This is a genomic window from Vibrio sp. (assembly GCF_038138445.1).
Taxonomy (GTDB): domain Bacteria; phylum Pseudomonadota; class Gammaproteobacteria; order Enterobacterales; family Vibrionaceae; genus Vibrio.
This window is the reverse complement of the sequence record NZ_JAYQDQ010000068.1, coordinates 1-21,657: the sequence shown is the minus strand read 5'-3', so window position 1 is coordinate 21,657 and position 21,657 is coordinate 1. Positions and strand designations below refer to the sequence as shown.

The 21,657-nt window shown below is 40.5% G+C and carries 18 protein-coding genes and 1 pseudogene; 6 read left to right on the top strand and 13 right to left on the bottom strand.

The window, feature by feature from the left end:
• Window positions 1–454, top strand: a pseudogene (locus AAFM34_RS15635) (hypothetical protein); the annotation flags it as partial.
• Between the two features lie 25 nt (window positions 455–479).
• Here AAFM34_RS15635 and AAFM34_RS15630 read toward each other — a convergent pair.
• From AAFM34_RS15630 to AAFM34_RS15620, 3 genes are all read right to left on the bottom strand, one after another.
• Window positions 480–668: a DUF1289 domain-containing protein gene (locus tag AAFM34_RS15630; RefSeq protein ID WP_341664380.1), complete on the bottom strand. Its 189-nt coding sequence runs from the start codon at window positions 666–668 to the stop codon at window positions 480–482.
• Between the two features lie 92 nt (window positions 669–760).
• Complete coding sequence (locus tag AAFM34_RS15625; RefSeq protein ID WP_341664378.1) at window positions 761–1,615, bottom strand: mechanosensitive ion channel family protein; 855 nt, start codon at window positions 1,613–1,615, stop codon at window positions 761–763.
• A 123-nt stretch (window positions 1,616–1,738) separates the two neighbouring features.
• On the bottom strand, window positions 1,739–2,206 hold the full coding sequence (locus AAFM34_RS15620) for a DM13 domain-containing protein (RefSeq protein WP_341664376.1): 468 nt from the start codon (window positions 2,204–2,206) through the stop codon (window positions 1,739–1,741).
• A 540-nt stretch (window positions 2,207–2,746) separates the two neighbouring features.
• Here AAFM34_RS15620 and AAFM34_RS15615 point away from each other — a divergent pair.
• Complete coding sequence (locus AAFM34_RS15615) at window positions 2,747–3,190, top strand: exoribonuclease R (RefSeq protein WP_341664374.1); 444 nt, start codon at window positions 2,747–2,749, stop codon at window positions 3,188–3,190.
• Between the two features lie 74 nt (window positions 3,191–3,264).
• Here the strand turns inward: AAFM34_RS15615 and AAFM34_RS15610 are convergent, their stop codons facing one another.
• From AAFM34_RS15610 to AAFM34_RS15600, 3 genes are all read right to left on the bottom strand, one after another.
• On the bottom strand, window positions 3,265–3,987 hold the full coding sequence (locus AAFM34_RS15610; RefSeq protein ID WP_341664384.1) for a carbonic anhydrase family protein: 723 nt from the start codon (window positions 3,985–3,987) through the stop codon (window positions 3,265–3,267).
• Between the two features lie 262 nt (window positions 3,988–4,249).
• A complete protein-coding gene (tdh, locus tag AAFM34_RS15605; RefSeq protein WP_341664372.1) occupies window positions 4,250–5,281 on the bottom strand; it encodes an L-threonine 3-dehydrogenase in 1,032 nt (343 codons plus the stop codon).
• Window positions 5,281–6,477 (bottom strand): glycine C-acetyltransferase, encoded by a 1,197-nt coding sequence (locus AAFM34_RS15600; protein ID WP_160928244.1) that lies wholly within the window; start codon window positions 6,475–6,477, stop codon window positions 5,281–5,283. Before AAFM34_RS15600 ends, tdh begins: the two co-directional genes overlap by 1 nt.
• Window positions 6,478–6,749: 272 nt before the next feature.
• On the opposite strand from AAFM34_RS15600, the gene AAFM34_RS15595 reads away from it, so the two are divergent.
• Entirely contained in the window at window positions 6,750–7,694 is a 945-nt protein-coding gene (locus AAFM34_RS15595) for a LysR family transcriptional regulator (RefSeq protein ID WP_341664368.1), read from the top strand.
• Between the two features lie 182 nt (window positions 7,695–7,876).
• Here the strand turns inward: AAFM34_RS15595 and AAFM34_RS15590 are convergent, their stop codons facing one another.
• Window positions 7,877–8,800 carry a DMT family transporter gene (locus AAFM34_RS15590; RefSeq protein ID WP_341664366.1) on the bottom strand — a complete coding sequence of 308 codons (924 nt, stop codon included), beginning with the start codon at window positions 8,798–8,800 and terminating at the stop codon, window positions 7,877–7,879.
• A 457-nt stretch (window positions 8,801–9,257) separates the two neighbouring features.
• On the opposite strand from AAFM34_RS15590, the gene trpS reads away from it, so the two are divergent.
• From trpS to AAFM34_RS15575, 3 genes are all read left to right on the top strand, one after another.
• Window positions 9,258–10,283: a tryptophan--tRNA ligase gene (gene trpS, locus AAFM34_RS15585; RefSeq protein WP_341664382.1), complete on the top strand. Its 1,026-nt coding sequence runs from the start codon at window positions 9,258–9,260 to the stop codon at window positions 10,281–10,283.
• 566 nt (window positions 10,284–10,849) lie between these two features.
• Window positions 10,850–13,606 carry an immune inhibitor A domain-containing protein gene (locus tag AAFM34_RS15580; protein ID WP_341664364.1) on the top strand — a complete coding sequence of 919 codons (2,757 nt, stop codon included), beginning with the start codon at window positions 10,850–10,852 and terminating at the stop codon, window positions 13,604–13,606.
• A gap of 308 nt (window positions 13,607–13,914) precedes the next feature.
• Window positions 13,915–15,156, top strand: a complete 1,242-nt coding sequence (locus AAFM34_RS15575; RefSeq protein ID WP_341664362.1) for an SGNH/GDSL hydrolase family protein — start codon at window positions 13,915–13,917, stop codon at window positions 15,154–15,156.
• 103 nt (window positions 15,157–15,259) lie between these two features.
• On the opposite strand, the gene AAFM34_RS15570 is transcribed toward AAFM34_RS15575, so the two are convergent.
• The 6 genes from AAFM34_RS15570 to AAFM34_RS15545 all read right to left on the bottom strand — a co-directional run bounded on the left by AAFM34_RS15570 (window position 15,260) and on the right by AAFM34_RS15545 (window position 21,003).
• Window positions 15,260–15,724: a TrmO family methyltransferase gene (locus AAFM34_RS15570; RefSeq protein WP_341664360.1), complete on the bottom strand. Its 465-nt coding sequence runs from the start codon at window positions 15,722–15,724 to the stop codon at window positions 15,260–15,262.
• Between the two features lie 137 nt (window positions 15,725–15,861).
• Window positions 15,862–16,560: an aspartate/glutamate racemase family protein gene (locus AAFM34_RS15565; protein WP_341664358.1), complete on the bottom strand. Its 699-nt coding sequence runs from the start codon at window positions 16,558–16,560 to the stop codon at window positions 15,862–15,864.
• 238 nt (window positions 16,561–16,798) lie between these two features.
• A complete protein-coding gene (gene phaC, locus AAFM34_RS15560; protein ID WP_341664356.1) occupies window positions 16,799–18,580 on the bottom strand; it encodes a class I poly(R)-hydroxyalkanoic acid synthase in 1,782 nt (593 codons plus the stop codon).
• A gap of 57 nt (window positions 18,581–18,637) precedes the next feature.
• Entirely contained in the window at window positions 18,638–18,985 is a 348-nt protein-coding gene (locus AAFM34_RS15555) for a phasin family protein (RefSeq protein WP_114783670.1), read from the bottom strand.
• Window positions 18,986–19,041: 56 nt separating this feature from the next.
• Window positions 19,042–20,250 carry an acetyl-CoA C-acetyltransferase gene (locus tag AAFM34_RS15550; protein WP_341664354.1) on the bottom strand — a complete coding sequence of 403 codons (1,209 nt, stop codon included), beginning with the start codon at window positions 20,248–20,250 and terminating at the stop codon, window positions 19,042–19,044.
• Between the two features lie 12 nt (window positions 20,251–20,262).
• On the bottom strand, window positions 20,263–21,003 hold the full coding sequence (locus AAFM34_RS15545) for an SDR family oxidoreductase (protein ID WP_341664352.1): 741 nt from the start codon (window positions 21,001–21,003) through the stop codon (window positions 20,263–20,265).
• Window positions 21,004–21,657 lie beyond the last annotated feature (654 nt).

The window sequence follows — 21,657 nt, the reverse complement described above, 5'->3', positions numbered from 1 at the left end:
TATTTTTAGTCGGTGCCAGCTTTCAGTTAAATGGGGCTCACCGCCAGCTTACGAAACTATCTCAGCTTGTATGAGACTAGAAGTCGATGCATTCTTACCAAAGCCGGTCACAGTCAAAGATGCGAGAGAACAAATAGAGCAAGCGGTTACCGGTCACACAGAACTGTACCAGCAACACCTCTACCATGAAATCGACACAGCCCTTGATGGAGAGAAACAAGAGGATTTAGAACAACCTCAAGAAAAGAACACCGACATTACGACCACACTTAATAGTCTTTATGAGTTGCGTGCTGGCATGACCCTTGTACGCGATATTTTTGCGCACAATGGCACTTGCCTCGTTAAAGCCGGAACTCAGCTTGATGGTCGGTTAGTAAAGCGGTTGTGTGAACTTCAATCAATTATTGACGAACAACCAATTCGAGTTGAGCTTGAAACTACGGATGCTTAATCATTTTATTCGAGGGTAAAGGCACCTAGTCTTTACCCTTATTTGATATCGACCTTTTACGTTGCTCACAAAGTGACATAATTTTTAGTTTCTCTTCAGAGCTATAGCTATTCCATTCCAAGATCTCAACTAGAGTGCGATAACAACCAAGGCATACATCTTGTTCATTGAGGCAACACATGCGAACACATGGTGATTGAGGTTCTTTATTCACATGCTTTTTCCTCTCTTACAACATTATAAAGTTAGTGAGAGAAAATCGAGATGTCGAATAAAAGTATGTAAGTGGTATAACTAGAAGCCACCCTACCCTGTTGCTTCACCTGTAGACTTGAACTTTTCTTCATATAGAGTCATAAAGTCCTGTCTTATTTCCTGTTCCAAATGGGTTGCCTTTTCTGTTGGGCAGAACAGCATAAAGTGAACAATCTGTTCACCCGTCGAGGCGCTGCTGATATGAATATGCGGCTCAGCGCCGGGTAAGTCGACACCCGCATGTTTTTCAATCATGGAATTATAGCGAGTAGCCACATCACTGAAATAATGACAGTGCTCATCTATCTTATTAACCATAATCGGCAACAAAGGATAAAGATTAACAAAGTCAGCGACCACAATAGAAAAGTTATGATAAACATAGCGTTTCATGAAGTTGAGATTTTTTACTGGGTAGGTGAAAAACATACTATTTGGCAGAGTTGCTGTCTTTCCTGTGTAATGATATTGCCCGTGGTACAGATCAATTTCTTGAATAACCGTTGCCATCATATTGTGTTCAATGACTTCACCACATAATTTGCCCACTTCAATCCAGTCACCGATTCTAAAAGAGCGAGAGCTAGCACGCTGAATAGAGCCGGTGAAACATAAGATTATTTCTTTTGATGCCACCACTATTGCAACAGCGATAGCGGTCACTGACAAGGCAAATTCATTGATCTCTGACTTCCATAATATGAACAACAGGATGACAATAACAGTAAAAGTACCGTTCTTTGTTCTCGACATCCAGCTGCGCTGTTTTTCAGTGATAAACGCCACATCACCACGAATTTTAGATAAAACGATTTTGCGGATAATCGTAATAAACCCAATAATAAGCAGCGTAAAGATAAACTTATGAGTCAGTAGAAAATCGATAACGAGATACAGATTATCCATTCCCAGCTCCCCGATCCGAACAAAAATATAAGGGTCAGACCCAACAGGCACTCACTCTATATCAAGGGGTAGAACATGCCAAGATTTATCAGTTCACACTATTCAATAATGGAACCGCATTGACTACTTAAAGCGTGCAGAGGTGATAAATTCACCAAACGTTTCACACCAAACTATGACGGTATTATATTGAGACAAATCTAATTCTTGAGGCAGGTTAAGAGCAAACCGCTCAAATGTCTTAACATCTCCTACTTGTGCCATGCTGTGCTTTTGTTCATTAAAATCCTTTTCTGTTTCAATGAATTTAGGTGATAAATAGAGTTTATAATCAGGACCGGGGGCTAGTTCTCCAACAAAAGCTATTTGTTGGTCACTAATTGATACAGATCCTTCCCCCCAATGTAGGAAATCACTGTCTTTGCGATCACGCTGAAAAGTAGCGGTATAAATGGCGTTGTTAGTCACCATTTCGACAGAGCTCATAGAGGGTGAATCAGGCTGGATAAGTATAGGTAAAGCATAAACCCCAAGCGCAAAACCCAAAACACCGCAAACTAAATGTGTAAACAGTAAACCAATTTTTTTCATTCCAAAACCTATGGTGAATTTATCTGTGTCAGTAAGAAAACCGAGTGAACAATTAGATAATAGATACCCTATACAAATTTGCTCTCCAGCAAGTGGGGTTTTCCTACCAAAATCACAATCCTAACAAAGCCAGATACTCATATCGATGCTTTCTTGCGGCTTGTAAGTACATTGATTTAATCGCTTATTTCCTACTTACACTAATGAAATATGCATCTAGTTAATATCAAACCATGGACAAGGATCACAAAATTGATTATGAAATCAAACACACTGGCGTTTTATGTTTGCAAATTGTTAACAGGCATCTAGCTTTATAACTGTATCAACTAACGTACTCGTGAACCAAGTATTCACGGACAACGTCAGAGGCTAACACAACGCAAACACAACTATATATAGCCCCACTCTGTTAAGTGGGGCTTATTTATTTGCGCAGTTTTTATTATTTTCGGCAAAACAAGATCCGCCAAGTTAAGCTAGATTTCTACTTATAGTGTTATAAAATAACAGCTGAAAATCATTAAGCATGGAAACCTTGTGGAACACGATTACACCCAACTTTATTTGGAAAACACTTCCAGCGATGAGCTAGAGGAACTCAGTCTAAGAATGATACATCGACTCATCGATGAACAATCAATGACAGAGCTTTTTACATTTGATAGTGAGGAAACAGATTCTGAAGATAAGTTCCAGCAAGCACAATTTGATGCTCTGCTGAGAATGAGTGCAATCGCATTGAGTCAGTTACCTGCTCTTTTCAGTGAATCTGAACATTCCGTGCAGAACGTTAGGCGTATGCAACGGCTGCTTTTGTGGCATTTTTACGCAGTATCTTTCAAATTGGAACAAGCCATTTCACTGGAAACACATTGTGCGCACGTTGAGGTTCTGCTCGATGAAGCCCCGAGTAACACAATAGAATGGGTTGCAAGTTTAACAGACTTGCTTCGGCAATACGCAACGATTGCCAGCAAATAAGAATTATCAGAGACTAAGCCAGGTTCTATGATGTTTACTTCACACCATAGAACCTCATTCATTTTTAGCGTCTATTAATCGCTTGCAAGTACAACTCGAGCATTTTTATTTTGCAGCGGACGATTGTTTTCACCCATGACTTTCTGCATTTGTTGCGCTTGTTCGGAGGTCAATGCCTGTGGCGATCGAGCCACGATCCAACGTACACCTTCTGAGCAAGGAGGGGTGGTTAGAGAGCCATTAAAACGATAATATTTGCTCATCTTAGGCAGCATATCCGCGACAGGAAATGACTCTTTTAAAGAAATAGTCTGATTAAGTTTAGGCATCGATTCCGTAAGCTTACTTATTTCTTCATTCTTGCCATTTCCAAGATCATACATCACTGATACAACAGCTAAATGTCCCGCTTTGTCGGCATTGACAAAATGTGCTTCTAGAGGATAAGTGTGACCTTTGATGTGGTTCTCAGAAGGGGTATGGAAATGAAACTGAACCAAGTTAAATTCAACACCATCAAGTATAAAGGAGTTGTCACCCGTTACACCTGCTTGCAACGTATGACCATTGTTGGTCAAGCCTGTGACCATGCCCTTGTATTGGATGTTTAGCGATTCTAGCTCAGCTTCCACCGTATCATTAATATCAATAGGGCTTTGGTTTTTTCCTAGTGCACATCCTTTAGCAAACTCTCCCCAGTGGTCAGGACCAGTCTTTCCCTCATATCCCCACTCTGCAGCTTGGGTAATACTGCACATTGACATCATCAGACTCATTGCCATTATTGTCTTCTTGATCATATTCTTCCTCTTCCTTTAATCAGACAACCATTAAAACCGAAGCATCATAAGTCGGAGATAAAATATACAGGCAGTAAAAGATCGTAAAACAAAGCAATTAAATATCAATATGGGGGATAAAGAGGAAAGAATAAAATGTATGCTTTTATCTGTTGCAAACTCGATAACAAAAGCAAAAGGCCAAGCACCAAGTCTCAGCCGCGTATTCAACTTTTGTATTAAATTAAAACTCGCTTAAAAGTTAATACAAAATCAATCATTATTCCCAATCCAAAATAACTTTGCCAGATTGACCCGAACGCATCGCATCAAAGCCTTTTTGGAAGTCATCAACCTTAAAGTGGTGCGTAATGATTGGTGTTAGATCTAGGCCAGATTGAATCAATGACGCCATCTTGTACCAGGTCTCGAACATCTCTCTACCATAGATGCCTTTGATGACCAGACCTTTAAAGATGACTTGGTTCCAGTCAATGCCCATATCTGATGGAGGTATTCCTAAAAGCGCAATGCGACCACCATGGTTCATGGTTTTTAACATACTGCTAAATGCAGCCTGAACCCCAGACATTTCAAGCCCAACATCAAAACCTTCCGTCATGCCTAGTTCGGTCATCACATCTTCTAGACTTTCATTGGCAACATTGACGGCGCGGGTCACACCCATTTTGCGTGCAAGCTCTAAGCGGTACTCGTTAACATCTGTGATAACCACATGGCGAGCGCCAACATGCTTAGCAACAGCGGCCGCCATAATACCAATTGGCCCAGCGCCTGTTATCAGCACATCCTCACCAACGAGATCAAACGATAAAGCAGTGTGGACCGCATTACCAAAGGGATCAAAAATCGAGGCAAGATCATCGGAAATGCCATCTGGGATCTTAAACGCATTAAATGCAGGAATAACCAAGTACTCAGCAAAGGCACCTTCGCGGTTGACGCCAACACCCACGGTATTGCGGCATAAATGTGTTCGACCACCGCGACAGTTACGGCAATGGCCACAGGTAATGTGCCCCTCTCCAGAGACACGATCACCAATTTCAAAGCCTCGAACCTCTTGGCCGATACCGACAACTTCACCAACATATTCGTGTCCTACAACCATAGGAACAGGAATCGTGTTTTGCGACCATTCATCCCAGTTGTAGATATGGACATCTGTACCACAAATAGCGGTTTTTTTAATCTTAATAAGGATATCATTGTGACCAAGCTCTGGCTTGTCCACTTCGGTCATCCATATACCTTGTTCAGGTTTCAGCTTCGACAGGGCTTTGATTTTCATTACTTAATAATCTCCATATCTCGACCAACTTCAATGAAAGCATCAATCGCACGGTCTAATTGCTCATGAGAATGCGCTGCTGACATTTGAGTTCGGATTCGGGCTTGGCCCTTGGGTACGACAGGGAAAGAGAAACCAACAACATAAATACCTTTTGCTAAAGCTCTTTCCGCAAACTCTGCAGCAACTTTTGCGTCACCAAGCATAATAGGGATGATAGCGTGATCGGCTCCAGCTAAAGTAAACCCAGCTTCAGTCATGCGAGTACGGAAGTGCTTGGCATTTTCCCAAAGACGATCGCGAAGGTCACCACTTTCTTGCAACAAGTCAAGAACGCGAATTGATGCATTAACAATCGCCGGTGCTACTGAGTTAGAAAAGAGATACGGACGTGAGCGCTGACGCAGCCAATCAATCACTTCTTTCTTACCTGACGTATAGCCACCTGAAGCACCACCCATAGCTTTACCAAGTGTACCGGTAATAATATCAATGCGTTCTACGACATTGTGGTATTCGTGTGTCCCTGCTCCAGTTTTGCCCATAAAACCGACAGCATGAGAGTCATCAACCATAGTCAGTGCGCCATACTTCTCAGCCAAATCACAAATTTCAGGCAAGTTCGCCACTACACCATCCATTGAGAATACACCATCTGTAACAACTAGGATGTTACGTGCTCCTGCTTCTTTCGCGGCTATCAACTGCTCTTCTAATTCTTGCATGTTGTTATTCGCATAACGAAAACGCATGGCTTTACACAAACGAACGCCGTCAATAATAGAAGCGTGGTTCAACGCATCAGAAATGATGGCGTCTTCTTTACCAAGAATCGTTTCAAACAAACCCGCATTCGCATCAAAACAAGAAGTGTAAAGAATCGTATCTTCTTTACCTAAAAATGTTGAAAGCTTCTGCTCTAACTCTTTATGGATATCTTGAGTACCACAAATAAACCGGACAGACGCCATACCAAACCCATGCTGGTCCATGCCAGCTTTACCTGCTTCGATTAACTCTGGATGATTGGCTAGACCTAGGTAGTTATTCGCGCAGAAATTTAATACTTCTTCACCAGTTGAGATCTTCACAGCAGCTTGTTGCTGAGAGGTGATAACGCGTTCTGATTTATAAAGACCTTCCGCCTTTACTTCTTCAATCTGTTGTTTTATTTGATCATAAAATGCAGAAGCCATGTTCAATTCCTTGTTAATTATAATATTAGCTATTGCGCTATAAGCCGTATCTAGCCAGAAAAAGTCTCGGCATTCGGACGACATTGAGCTCAGTGCGTAAGTGTAATCCAAGCTCACCGTTTTCATTATCCCGTCTTTTGGAAAAACATTAATGAACCCAAGGAACAAATAAGGCTTTTTTATGACCTAAATCACATGATAAGATGGATGGAGTGAAATGATAGGCTGAATCACAATACGCGTTGTTGTGTCATAAAACATTGAGGCTTAATTTGGTTAACTCGAAACTTATTGCACTACTTCCTGATCTGGCTTCATTCATTTTGATTGTTGATGAAGGCAGCTTTACTGCCGCAGCGAAGAAACTCAACGTGACACCATCTGCACTTAGCAAGCTAGTTACTCGACTTGAGCAGGCGCTGTCAGTCAAGCTATTTGAACGTACAACACGAACATTGATCATTACACCCACAGGTCAACAGATTTATGACCAAGCCATTGTAATGGTTAATGCAGCGCAGCAAGCGTGGGAGCTTTCTACGACTGATCACACAAAACCAACAGGATCCCTAACGATCGCAGCTCCCGAAGCCTTCCTTAACTCAGTCCTACAGCCTTTTGTTATCCCTTTTCTGCAACAGTATCCAAGCATACAACTTAAGTTACGTGTCGCTGACGGAGAAATTGACCTACTAAAAGATGGTATAGATGTCGCTTTTAAGCTCACTGATAAACCGGATGAAAACTTAGTTCTGAAAGAGATTGGAAAAACTAACCTTGTATTGTGCGCCAGCCCAGAGTATATAAAAGCTAAAGGGATACCGGTTCATCCAACAGAGCTAGTTAACCACGATTGCCTATACCTTGCTGAAACTGCAACCGATAACATATGGGATTTTTTTAGAGATGATGAATTCCACTCTGTTGCGGTTTCTGGACCTTACGCTGTTAACCACTCACAAATGCGCCTCAACGGTGTAAAGCAAGCACTCGGTATAGGCATATTCCATGACTTTGTGATAGCACAAGCCATTGAATCTCGTGAGGTCGTTCCCATCCTGTCAGACTGGACAATCAAAAGTAATTATCATGGCGTTGTCGCAATGCAGTATTCGCAGACAAAATATATGCCTGCTCGTCTGCGTGTTTTTATCGACTATATCACTACCGCTTTAAACGAAAAACTGAATCCAGTCATTCCAAGAGTTACCATGTAATACCAAGCAAGCGGGCTGGCCAAGTTACTTGCCCTTGCTCAATAAGATCATAAATGGTGAAAAAAACACCACATATAATAGCAAGCTTAATCAGTCTATATACAATCACCATGGCGAAATACTGTTACCTTTAAGAGAAATAGAATCGCTTGAACTTATCAGAACTGGCTCAATACACAAGCCTACAAACTTGTTGTTTGACGATTGGCTCTAGTCACTCTCCATGTCAACGCAGACTTTGGCACTTTAGTTAATAAGATTCCAGCTAATAAAGGCACTAAAAGTCCCAATGACCGCACAGACAAGACTTCATCATTAACATAAGCAGAGATAAACAGAGCCACTACAGGGAAAATCAAAAAACAAATAGATGCTTGAAATGGAGTAGATACCTGCCCTAGCTTAAAGTAGGCGACAATTCCGCCGACACTTGCAACAAAGCCTAGGTAAGCAACTGCTGACATCGATTCGCTACTGAAAGCGTGATAATCAATGCTCTCGCCCATGAAAGAGACTAAAAACAGTAAAATAGAAGCGACAAAACATGGCAACGCATTATAAGTGAGTACTTGAATATCTTTACAATGTTTTTGCACCAATACGTACATGACCGCATGAATTACCACAGCCATCCCAAGGCAAGCGGTGCCAATAACGTAATCTGTGCCGCCTAACTGCATCTCAGTCCCAAGAATTAGCGACAAACTCAACACTGCAACGACAAGACCGAATAGCTGATGCTTTGCTAAACGTAGTCCGAGAAACAAACCAGACATTAGCATGACCGCTACTGGCATGTTAGCAAAGATTATCGACGCCAAACCCGATGATATGTACTGCTCACCATAGATCATTAGAGTAAATGGAATGGCAAAATACATCATTGCGACAATCAACACCCATTGCCCCTTGCCTTTTGGAAATAGCAGCGGTTGTTTAAACAATTTTGCCAATACTGCTAATAACGGGGCAGCCAACAAGAAACGCATCGCGGTTGCAAAAATAGGAGGGATGGTCTCCAATGCAACTTCCATGGCAAACCAAGTGGTTCCCCAAATTAAACAGACAGAAATAAAAAGCAGACAAGACACGGATTTTGAATTCATGAAACCATTCACCTAACGACAAAACTACTCGGTAAAACACTACTTTGTAGCAAACTTAAGACGTGTAACAGTATACAAATTTAACTGGAGAATAATTTTACTTTGTTATTCATCAACTAATGAATTTTTAAAAATTGATTACTACAGAAGAGTATGTTTGGAGAATTTTTTTCTAACAAAACCCGAGGCAAAATAAAATTAATTATTCTATGGATTAAAGCCACTCTACTGATGGCTATCGCTTTTAATATATTGCCCCTAACGGCTACCTATGTTAGCTTCTTTGATATGAACTTACACACACATTTATCATTTCAAACTTGTTGGTGGCGCTCTCTCTAGAGCAGCCAAGACTTGTTTCGTCTGTATGCTGCTGGAATAACAGCATACAGGCGTCAAGCTCTATGAATTATCTCCAGTAGCAATCACTCAAGATAGGAGAATTAATTCATGACAAATCAGCATAAGTAAAATTCAAAACCAGATCATATTAACAGGTGACCGCGCAACAGGACCTCTGCATTTAGGTCACTATGTTGGTTCGCTAAGGCAAAGAGTTACACTACAAAATCATAACGAGCAAACAATACTTGTTGCAGATATGCAGGGCTTAACCGACAATGCCAACACCCCTTCTAAAGTCTCATCCAACATTCTTAATGTTGTCGCCGATTACTTAGCCGTAGGAATCAATCCAGCACATACCACTATCTGTTTACAATCACAGCTCCCTGCGCTTTCCGAAATCACAATGTACTACAGCAATTTAGTCACCATCGCGAGACTGGAACGCAACCCAACCGTAAAGGCCGAAATTAATAACAAAGGATTTAATCGATCAGTGCCCGCAGGATTCTTGACTTACCCAATATCTCAAGCAGCTGATATAACGGCATTTAATGCGTCATTGGTGCCTGTTGGGGATGACCAGTTACCCATGATCGAGCAAACAAATGAAATCGTCAGAAGAGTAAATTCACTGGCCGGAAAGAAGATGCTAAGTGAATGTCAGCCATTACTCAGTAAATCATCACGGTTACCAAGTACTGATGGCAGAACAAAAATGTCAAAGACAATGGGCAATACAATTAATCTTGGCTCTAGCCCTAATGAAATTAGTGCTGCTGTAAAATCTATGTATACCGATCCAATGCACATTAACATTGAAGATCCTGGGCAAGTTGAAGGCAATGTCGTCTTTACCTATCTTGATGCTTTTCACCCTGATAGCGCTTACATAGAAACGTTAAAAGAGAATTATCGTGTTGGTGGCTTAGGGGATGCAACAACCAAGCGTATTTTAGATGAATGCTTGCAAGAAATCTTGAAACCAATCCGACAAGAGCGCAATAGATTACTCTCTGAGCCAAGTTATCTTTTACAAGTACTAGAGCAAGGCAGTAAAGTGGCTAAGAGTAAAACCGAATGCACATTATATAGAATAAAAGATGTATTTGGATTGAATTTATTTAATCTCGAATAATATTCAATTTAGAAGTTAATGTTAAAATTAACATTATAGTGAGAGCTTAAAGACTAACACCCCAAATAAGCAGTTGGGGTGTTTACATATAATGTTGAAGGTTGGATCAAAGTCTTGCGGTGTAAAAAACAACCATTGCATTTTATTATTTATGATTATATTTTGTTGAAAAATATAAGTAGTTTATAAAATAAAAATGAATGTTGTGTTTTTTTTGTTAACAGTGATGTCTTTTACCGTTATTGCGAATCCTCTTCCTGATGACGAAAAGCTAATGGCTTCCTTAGTCGAACGAAACGTCATATGTAAAGACCAATCCTATGATCAGAAGCTTAAGTCTCTCCAGATTTATCTTTCGAAAAAAAATAGTAAAACCAACAAGATTGATAATAGCAGTAAACAAACTACCCATGAGCACATGAAGAATAGACAATGTATTTCAGCGCCGAAGGACTAGGTGCTGGAATGTCATTAAAGAATCTCTCACCGTCAGGAGAGTTGTTCACGCAACGTAATAACCACGACTAAAAGTGGAGTTGGCAATAAAAATATAATAAGGAAATAATATGGCTTGCATAAGGAAAACATTGCTAGCAACAGCAGTGATGGCATTATTTAGTGCCAGTGGTAACGCGAAAACACCTATTGATCTGGGTGTTATTAACGAAGAGAAAATAATCGAGATGCTGGAAAGAAAAGGGATTCTTGATGAAAACTCTTCAATCGAAGAGCAGAAGCTTACTCTTAATAACTACTTAAATAAAAAACTTGGTAATAATTTTCAGGGAGATGCTCAGTTCGGTAAAAAAGCACTTGCGCAAAGAGCGAAGATATTAAAATCAATAGAAACCAATAAAGGTCAACATAAAGCACATGTATTTGCTTTTGACCTATCAGATAAACGTACTGATAAAGTTTTAGCCGTACTGGTCGATTTTCCGGATCTTCCTTGGAATGAAAACAGACTCACTTCTGAACACACCGATATGCTCTATGATAGCTATCAACCAGAACACTATCAGAGCTTACTTTTCTCCGATACTGGTTATACGGGCCCAAATGGAGAAAACCTTATCTCCATGCGTCAATATTATGAAAGCGAGTCAGGCAAAAGTTATAGCGTAGCTGGACAGGCTGCGGGTTGGTATCGTGCATCAAAAGAAGCCGCATTTTATGGAGGTAACTCTCCTTCTACAGACAACGATCTCAATGCTCAAGAGCTAGTTCGTGAGGCTCTTAATCAACTCGCTCAAGATCCTAGTATCAACCTCGCAGATTACGACATTGAAGATCGTTATGACTATGACCAAGATGGTGACTACCGTGAACCAGATGGCGTTATAGACCATTTAATGGTTTTCCATTCATCTGTAGGTGAAGAAGCAGGGGGCGGCGTATTAAAAGACGATGCCATTTGGTCACACCGATACAATCTCGGAAAGTATCATGTCTTGCAAGGGACTAGCAGCACTGTACCAGGTCGCTTTGGTGGCAGTTATGCTGCATTCGATTATACAATCCAGCCCATTGATGCGGCAGCTGGCGTCTGTGCTCACGAGTACGGCCATGACCTAGGTCTACCTGATGAATATGATACTCAATATACAGGTAAAGGTGAGCCTGTATCTTATTGGTCGATCATGTCATCCGGCAGTTGGGCTGGTAAAATTGGTGGCACCCAACCTACCGCATTTAGCTCTTGGGCAAAGCAATACTTACAAGAATCAATCGGTGGGAAATGGCTCATAAATCAAACGATTTCCGTTGATGATCTGACAGATGAAGGAGAGGAAATCACACTTCATCAAACTATAGACAATGACAAACAAAACATGGTTCGTATTGATCTTCCGATTAAACGTACCACAGGGCAAAAACCTTACTCTGGTAGCTATGGTTTCCATTCTGGCAAAGGAGATGATCTCAAAAACTCAATGTCACGTGAAGTAACTCTACCAGAAGCAACCAATATAAAACTGGTATTTAAAGCCTGGTATCAGATTGAGAAAGACTATGATTTTGCGAGGGTTTTAATCAACGATCAGCAAATTGAAGGAAGTATCACCACATTAGACGATCCTAATACCACTGATCTCGTCCCTGCTATTTCAGGTGAATCTGACGGCTGGGTTGATGCAGAGTTCGACCTTTCAAATTGGTCTGGACAAACCATCACTTTAGGTTTTGATTACATTACCGATGGCGGTTTAGCAATGGAAGGGCTACATATCGACAACATTGAAATCATCGCCGATGGTGTAGCAACCTTAATCGATGATGGAGAAGCAGAATCTAGTTTTGCGCTCAATGGTTATCGATTAAACAACGGCTTCAACGAGGCGCCGCACTATTACCTACTGCAATGGCGTAGTCATAATGATGTTGATGAAGGGCTTAACAACATCAAACGCTTTGGTAGCTTAATGTCTTTTGAACCTGGTCTTATCGTCTGGTACGTTGATAACTCAATGGCAGATAACTGGGTTGGAAAACACCCAGGTGAAGGATGGTTGGGCGTTGTCGATGCAGACCAAAATGCAATGATTTGGGAAAATTCAGGCTCGGCGGCTCAAACTCGCTATCAATTACGTGATGCTAGCTTCTCACTTCAAGATCAAGCACCTATGACTCTTGAGAACAAAGAAGGAGACATACTGCGTGATGTTAGTCTGCTCGGTAATGCCTACTTTGCTGATAATGAAGACTACTCTAACCCACAAGCACCAGACGCCGGCAGATTGCTTGCCGAGCACGGTGTTACGATTGAAGTGATCGAACAAGCGGCTGATAATACCTACGGCGTGATTCGAGTATCAAAAACACCAGAGCCTAATCAGCTTCCTATTGCTGCATTTAGCTTAACGGTCGATGGAATGAAAGTTACAGCAAGTAACATGAGTTCAGATCCTGACGGCAGTATCGTCGATTACTTATGGGACTTTGGAAATGGTGAGACGAGTAAAGAAGCCTCTCCTACTTGGACCTATCTCAATGATGGTCGTTATACTGTTTCTTTAACCGTTACTGATGACCGTGGTGATCAGCACACAACAACAGAAACAATTTTTGCCGAAGATGACAATATTTTACCAGAGGCAACGGCTAAATATATACACCTAGGCCGCCTAGTTACTATGTGGTCGACAAGCACTGATGCCGATGGACGCATCGTTGATACTGAATGGGTTCTTCCAAACGGTGACATCAAACGAGGACGTATGTTCACCGCTCTATTCCCAAGCTATGGACATTATCAAGTTCGTTTAACTGTAATGGATGACAATGGAGATAAGGTTAGCAAACTAATAGACGTCAAGTTATAGTTCAATTCTTACCGATTAAGCGCAACTAAAGTTGCGCTTTTTTTATGCTCAAAACCCACGAATAGATACAATAAATTTTACCCAAGTCAACACCCACCAACACAATAAGAAACAAATCTCATAATAGAAACAAAATTCACACCAGATTCGCACAAATTTAACACCGCGATAACTAAAGAATCCTGTATAAAGTTTGATCTAAATCGAATCTTGATTGATTTTTTTCATGAATATTTTGACTGTTTAGTGCATGCCATGCGATCAAAGATGAGCAAACACTCTACAATCAGAATAATAAGTGAAGGATCATGGATAAAATTCTACTTTTAGCTGGTTGCATTTTGGCGGCTCCAGCACTCGCAGATGAAACGTCAACAAACCTTAACCTTGGATACATGGAATACGACCAAAAAGTCCAAGGTAGACAAACCAGCACTTACGTCAGATGTTGGTACCGACTCTCTCACAATCGAAATGACACGGATGCCGATTGGGAGTGGGCGAGAGATGAATATGGCCGATATTATGAAATACAAGGGTATTGGCGCTCTTCTGTATCGGTTAAGAATATGTTCTATACCAATACTGCTCAGCGTGATATTGAACAACGCTGTAAAGAGACATTGGGGGTAACTCATGATGCAGCAGACCTAATGTACTATGCATCAGACAGCCAGATTTCATACAATCACAGTATTTGGACCAATGATCCCGTTAATAACGATAAAATTAATAGAATCATTACTTTTGGAGACAGCTTGTCAGACACTGGCAACTTGTATAATGCATCGCAATGGGTATTTCCAAATAGGAGCTCATGGTATTTGGGGCATTTTTCAAATGGCTTTGTATGGACTGAATATCTTGCTAAACATAAACACCTGCCATTATATAACTGGGCAGTCGGAGGGGCTGCGGGAGTAAATCAATATGGTGTGCTGACTGGTGTATACAAGCAGGTCACATCATACCTTAAGTACGCGGATAAAGCGGAAAACTACAAACCGGAAAACAGCCTAGTAACATTAGAGTTTGGCCTCAATGATTTAATGAATTACGATCGCACCGTCGCTGATGTAAAAGCCGATCTCAGTAGTGCTCTGATTCGTTTAACCGAGTCAGGGATAACGAACATACTTTTGTTTACTTTGCCCGATGCGACAAAAGCGCCACAATTTAAATATTCAACCGTCGAAGAAATCAATAAAGTCAGCGCCAATATTATTGAATTCAATGCATTTATCAAAGAGCAAGCTGAGCTTTATAAAAGCAAAGGACTTACTATCGTTCTTTATGATGCTCACGATAAGTTTAACCAAATCACATCTGATCCTAGATCATATGGGTTTGAGAACGCGACCGACTCTTGTTTAAATATCAATAGAAACTCAGCATCGGACTATCTGAAAAGTCACTCACTGACTAATGAATGTGCTTACCACGGCTCAGACAAATATGTTTTCTGGGGAGTGACTCATCCAACAACAGCCACTCACAAATTTATTGCTGACGACATCATTCAAACCAAGTTAGACCAATTTAACTTTTAAATACTCCTCGTATAAAGAGATGAAGTTTCCACTTACTTCATCTCTTTTAATGCCTAGTTAAGCTCGATCTAGACTAGCATGGGATAAATATCGACCTATTATCTTATACGTTAAAGTAATCACTCATAACACTATCAACCCAAACAGGCTGGGTAACATCCTCTTTATCGACAAGGAATTGTTTAAACACTGGTTTAATATCGACAACTAGTGACCCATTTATTGCATCCAGCCCCTTTACTCTCAAAGTATTACCTGAAACGTTAACAATCGAACAATCCGTGACACCAATTTTGTTTATACGGTTTTTCCCTCTTTGAGATAAGATTCCTACAGGATCAATGTTAGAGTTGTTTCTTGGGTGTCGAGCACCCAAACAGATTTTCTCGTCGATAACTTTATGCATATAAAAAATGACAGTGACATGAGAAAATGCGTTAAGTCCTATAAGAGTGTCAGACGGTATTTCTTTCTCAAGCTCAATATCAGAAACAACACCACCCCAATTGTCATCTTGAGGAGAGTCGATACTATTCTTAACAGTTGCGATAGGTTTAATACTGATCATGTTTGGCTTTCTTATTATTATATCTATTTTATAATTATCCTATAGTTACCTCAAGATAAGTCACAAAGTCAAGGTCAATAGCCTTGCTTAATAAGGCAGTCTCAAATATACGCTAGAATATAACCCACCTTAACTGTTTAACTCTGTTGTAAAGCTTCTCTTACTGCTGCTTGAGCATGTATTGTTGTTGTATCAAACACTGGAATATCGGTATCAGAATTATCGATGAGTAAACCAATCTCGGTACATCCCAGAATGACTCCTTGAGCACCTTCAGCTGTTAGATCTTCAATAATTGTTTTAAAATCTTGCTTTGAGCGAGCACTTATCTTTCCTACACATAATTCTTCATAAATAACATCGTGGACAAGCCTACGTTGTACCCCATTAGGAACAATGACTTCTATACCAAACTTATTCTTAAGACGTTGTTTGTAAAAATCTTGTTCCATGGTAAATGCAGTACCCAGCAAACCCACTTTGGTAATGCCTTTATCAATTAGACTTTGACCCGTTGGATCGGCAATATGAAGCAATGGAATTGCAACACTTTCCCCAATCTCATAGAAAACCTTATGCATCGTATTTGTTGCAACAATAATAAAGTCGGCGCCAGCCTTTTCTAATGACTCAGCTGCCTGACTCAAGATTAAAGCAGCTTTACCCCACTCTTCGCTTTTTTGTAGGCTCTCAATCTCAGAAAAATCCACACTATAAACAATCATTTTAGCGGAGTGCAGGCCTCCTTTTTTATCATTAACTGCCTGGTTAATTAATTTGTAATAGCTTGCCGTTGACTCCCAGCTCATGCCACCAATAACACCTATGGTTTTCATCACGATTCCTTTCTCTAGGTATGAATTACATCATAATCAGATGTTTAGTAAAAATACAATCGATATTATGAAACAAAGATAGACTTTCGATAGTAAGAATTAACCTATGTTTAATATGAAGTTAGTTTTGAAGATAAATAGCCGTATTTATGAGATAAGTTGAGTCTTGGTAATAAGTTTTACTCAAATAAAAAAGCCCTGAGTTATACCCTCAGGGCCAAATACATTACTGTCAATGTTAGCTGGTTACTTCTTCAACCGGAAGTACTTGCTTAACATAGTCTCCTGGAGCAGCACCTATAACAGGAAACTGTTCACTGCCAACATTAAATGGCTTGCGCTGTTCTTCGGGACTAAAGTTCTGCAGCCATTGATGCCAGTGTGTCCACCAAGAACCTTCAGTATGGTTTGCATTCGCTAGCCACTCATCTGCATTATCATCTAGGCTTTCATTGGTCCAAAAACCATATTTGTTTTTATCAGGGTGATTTATGATACCAGCAATATGTCCAGATTCACCCAGAACAAAGGTCTTATTCCCACCGACATTAAGCGCACCGCGATAAGTACCTTGCCACAATGCAATATGATCTTCTTTTGTGGATACAAAGTAGCTCGGTATTTTAATCTTATTGAGATCTATCCACACTCCGCCTATTTTTACGCCTTTTTGCTTAACCAATTTGTTGTTAAGGTATAATTCACGCAGCATAAAATTGTGACAAGAAGCGCTAACATTTGTGCTGTCACTATTCCAGTAAAGTAAATCAAAATCGACCGGGCTTTGCCCTTTGAGATAGTTGTCTACGTAATAATTCCAGTAGAGGCTATTCTCCCTTAGCAGACTGAAAGTAACGCTTAATGATCGTCCATCCATATAGCCTTTCGCATTATTCTGCGTTTCAATGGCATTAATGATAGTGTCATTAATGTAAGCGCCAACTTCTCCAGGTTGAGAGAAATCAAGTAGCGTAGTGAAAAAGGTCGCGCTCTTAATGCGTTTTTTCATTCTCTTGGCTGCATAATAGGCAATTGTACTTGCGAGTACCGTCCCGCCAATACAATATCCAGCAGCGTTTATTTGCTCTTGCCCGGTAATATCTTCAATAGCCGAAACAGCTTTTGCAACGCCCTCAGTAACATAGTCACCAAATTCAACTTCACGTTGCTTTTCTCCTGGATTACGCCAAGACATCATAAATACCGAGTGTCCTTGTTCAAGTAGCCAGCGAACAAGCGAGTTCTTCTCGCGTAGATCAAGGATATAGTATTTATTGATAAAAGGAGGGACAAACAGCAAGGGGGTGGCATGAACATTTTCAGTCAATGGCCGATACTGGATAAGCTCGAATAATTCATTGCGATAAACAATGTCACCAGCAGTATTCGCGACATCATCACCTAACCTGAACGAATTGTTGTTAGTCATTCTGATCTTTAGGATATCAGCACTTGACTCTACGTCTTCTTTCAACTGCTCGAGCCCTGACAATAGGTTTTGACCATTTTGTTCTAACGTCAGTTTCAGTAATTCTGGATTCGTTGCAATAAAGTTACTCGGTGACACAGCATTGATAGCTTGGCGGGAGAAAAAGCTGATACGCTCTTTCGCTTTTTCATCAAGACCTTCAATACTATCAATTGTCCTCAAATAAGTTTGGCTAAAAAGCAAATAGGATTGCTTAATAAAGTTATAGAAAATATCACTCTTCCACTCTTCATCCGAGAATCTTTTATCGCCCTTTTCTGCCTCGACAATCGTTTCGCCGTTTTGCGCTAATGCAACGTTTTGCCAAATTTGTAGCTGTTGTTGCCACCATTCAGCTTGAATCTGCAATAATGCTGCAGGTTGATTTGCCGCGCTTTCAAAAAGTTTAGAGGTATCTTCGAAGTTAACTTCTTGCATTGCTTTGTTGAGAGGGGAGTTAACGGCTGCCCTGCTTAGTTCGAGATCTTCCCACCATTTTTGATTGGTTTCTTGAAGCTTCACAAGGTAGTCCGAAAAGAAGTGTTGATACATGTTGCTACTCCTATGATCGGAAAAAGTGCCGCGAGTTAAGCGGCACAATAGTCAGTGTTATGCGGGAGTCACTGTCTTGAGGTTTTCCGTTGTCAAATGGTCAACATCATCTTTGAATTCTTTCGCAATGGATTGCAGCTTGTTGCTATCATCCATCATTTGCTGAGACAACTTCGAAAGAACTGACAGTTGCTGGCTATTGAAGGCAGTGAGTGAAGTCACATCTTTAATTTCACTGGCCGCTTTCATTTGGGTTAGACCCATTTCACTGTATGTACGAATTGCGTTCAATTGAAGCTCAGTTAAAACTTCAACATTTTTAGTCACAAGCTTATTAAACTTTAGGTAAGGTTCTAAGCTTTTCTCTGTTTGGTCTGTGAAAGATTTGAAGAAATCGGTATACATAATAATGCTCCTAGGTTAATTCCATTATTTTTGGCTTACGTTCAACTAAGTTGAATTTAAGCAATTGACTTGATGACTACTGCCGTTCCCATACCACCACCAACGCACAAGGAAGCAACACCATAACTACCATTGCATCTGTTTAGTTCATGAGCTAGAGAAACGAGAATTCGGTTACCTGAGGCTCCAAGTGGGTGACCAAGTGCTATCGCACCACCATTTACGTTTGCTTTTTCCAAAATAGAGCCAACGGGTACATTGTGGACATCAGCTAGCTGATGAATCACTCCCAGAGCCTGTGCTGCAAAAGCTTCATTGAGTTCGTAGACATCAACATCATTTGCTGAAATGTCTGCTTTACTCAAAGCTTGCGTCACCGCTTCTACAGGCCCTAAGCCCATAATTTCAGGGTCTAAGCCCGATTGTGCATAACTAATGATTTCCGCTATTGGCTCAAGGCCATATTCTTCAACTGCAGTTTCGCTAGCAACAACAATCGCACTTGCACCATCATTAATACCAGATGCGTTGCCAGCCGTGACTGTGCCATCTTTTTCAAATGCAGGACGCAGTTTCGATAATCCCTCGATAGAGGCATCGGCCTTAGGGTACTCATCAATGCTAAAATTAATGATTTGCTTGCGTTGTTTCACTTCAACTGAAGCAATTTCGCTTTCAAAACGACCCGCTTCAATCGCGGCAACTGCTTTCATTTGACTTGAAAGAGCGTATTCATCTTGCTGCTGGCGGGTAATGCCTACCTTTCGAGCTACATTTTCTGCGGTTGTGCCCATGTGATATTGATTAAACACGTCGGTTAAACCATCATTGATCAGCAAATCCGTCAGACTCATGTGACCCATTTTATGACCATCACGAACTTGACTCGGAACAATGAATGGAATCTGAGACATAACCTCAACGCCTGCTGCAACAACTACAGAAGCCTCACCACTACGGATATGACTTACAGCATCCATTACGGTTTTCATGCCACTACCACATACCATGTTTAAGGTATAGGCTGGCACATTCACTGAGATACCAGCCTTAATGGCGGCCTGGCGACCAAGCCCCATACCTTGACCGGCTCCGACAACATTACCGACGATTACTTCATCAACAAGAGTGGGCTTCACATTTCCAGCTTCCAAAGCAGCTTGGATTGCAATAGCTCCTAAATCCCCTGCTGAAACATCTTTTAGAGTGCCTCCAAAGCTGCCAATAGGTGTACGCTTTGCAGAAACAATATACACTTTTTCCATAACAACCTCAGATTAATGCATGTATAAGCCGCCATTTACAGATAAGGTTTCACCTGTAATGTAAGCACCAGCGTCACTGATTAAAAACGATACTGACTGAGCAACCTCTTCTGGCGTTGCTAGGCGTTTCATCGGGATTTGAGCTTTAATCGATTCCAGTACTTCAGGCTTCATTTGCTCAACCATGGGTGTACCAGTATAGCCTGGCGCAACAACATTGACCGTAACACCACTGCGAGCACCCTCAGTGGCAAGAGCTTTTGAAAAACCAATCATTCCTGCTTTAGCCGCTGAGTAGTTGGCTTGACCAAATTGCCCTTTCAAGCCATTAACTGAAGAGATATTAATGATACGACCATTGCCCTTTTCACACATAGCATCGAACAAGGGCTGAGTGACATTAAATACACTATTAAGATTGGTATCGATAACTTCTTTCCAAGCCGAAGCAGTCATCTTTTTAAACACAGAATCACGAGTTATACCAGCATTGTTAACCACTACATCCAATGTTCCCTCTTCTTGCATTAACTGTATTAGTCGCTCAGCGCACTGCTCTGTGTTAGTAACATCAAGCTCAAATAAACGGACCTGCTCTTGATTAAACTGTTTGTCATTAAACCATTCCAACGCACTCTGATAATTCCCTGTAGAGTATGTTGCAATAACACGGTAACCTTCTTTAACTAACTGCGAAGAAATTGCAGAACCTATTCCACCTTTTGATCCTGTGACCAAAGCAAGTTTTTTCATTTATGAGACTCCATTAGTAATAGCTCCATAGTCCACCTATCTGCTATTAACCGATGCTTCAAATAAAAGCCATATGACGTTATTAGTTATATATGAATCAGGAAAAACTGTTCCCGTTCTATTATTTTAAATTAAAGGGTTCATATTTCAGTTCAATTACTTTTTAACTTTAGTTGCATAATGTTGAAGGAGATCTCATATAAGATGAAATGTTACTCTAGTGTTAAATCACTTTATCCCACTGTTTTCAAAGGGATTTATTTAAGTGATGTAATTAATTTTAATTGCTAAATCTATGTTTTATTTGAAGTTTTAATTTTCATGCTCTATTTCATAGATCTTATCTTTGATCTCACTAGATTATATCTATCAACTCCATAGGTTAATTTAGAGGTTAAACTTAACTTCAATAATGAAATCGATTTCAAATTACAATTATGTATTTAACGCTTGGTTAATATCATGGCATACATTAATTAAATCATGATTAAATTTTAAATAAAATACTGAAAGGTGAGTAAAAGCAGGGTTTACCGTATTGTTAAAATTAAATAAGCGCTTGAATATTGGATTTATAGTAGAGGCATAGATAACGCTTCGCTCTGAGGGATCCCCTCATAAATCCGCCAGTGCATAGCCATCTTTTAAGAGCTG

Bases quoted from the DNA above. Each gene is read 5' to 3' on its own strand.
- AAFM34_RS15575 (WP_341664362.1), top strand. From the start codon at position 13,915: ATGGATAAAATTCTACTTTTAGCTGGTTGCATTTTGGCGGCTCCAGCA.
- AAFM34_RS15620 (WP_341664376.1), bottom strand. From the start codon at position 2,206: ATGAAAAAAATTGGTTTACTGTTTACACATTTAGTTTGCGGTGTTTTG.
- tdh (WP_341664372.1), bottom strand. From the start codon at position 5,281: ATGAAAATCAAAGCCCTGTCGAAGCTGAAACCTGAACAAGGTATATGG.
- AAFM34_RS15625 (WP_341664378.1), bottom strand. From the start codon at position 1,615: ATGGATAATCTGTATCTCGTTATCGATTTTCTACTGACTCATAAGTTT.
- AAFM34_RS15545 (WP_341664352.1), bottom strand. From the start codon at position 21,003: ATGAAAAAACTTGCTTTGGTCACAGGATCAAAAGGTGGAATAGGTTCT.
- AAFM34_RS15600 (WP_160928244.1), bottom strand. From the start codon at position 6,477: ATGGCTTCTGCATTTTATGATCAAATAAAACAACAGATTGAAGAAGTA.
- AAFM34_RS15580 (WP_341664364.1), top strand. From the start codon at position 10,850: ATGGCTTGCATAAGGAAAACATTGCTAGCAACAGCAGTGATGGCATTA.
- phaC (WP_341664356.1), bottom strand. From the start codon at position 18,580: ATGTATCAACACTTCTTTTCGGACTACCTTGTGAAGCTTCAAGAAACC.
- AAFM34_RS15565 (WP_341664358.1), bottom strand. From the start codon at position 16,560: ATGAAAACCATAGGTGTTATTGGTGGCATGAGCTGGGAGTCAACGGCA.
- AAFM34_RS15590 (WP_341664366.1), bottom strand. From the start codon at position 8,800: ATGAATTCAAAATCCGTGTCTTGTCTGCTTTTTATTTCTGTCTGTTTA.
- AAFM34_RS15555 (WP_114783670.1), bottom strand. From the start codon at position 18,985: ATGTATACCGATTTCTTCAAATCTTTCACAGACCAAACAGAGAAAAGC.
- AAFM34_RS15550 (WP_341664354.1), bottom strand. From the start codon at position 20,250: ATGGAAAAAGTGTATATTGTTTCTGCAAAGCGTACACCTATTGGCAGC.
- AAFM34_RS15570 (WP_341664360.1), bottom strand. From the start codon at position 15,724: ATGATCAGTATTAAACCTATCGCAACTGTTAAGAATAGTATCGACTCT.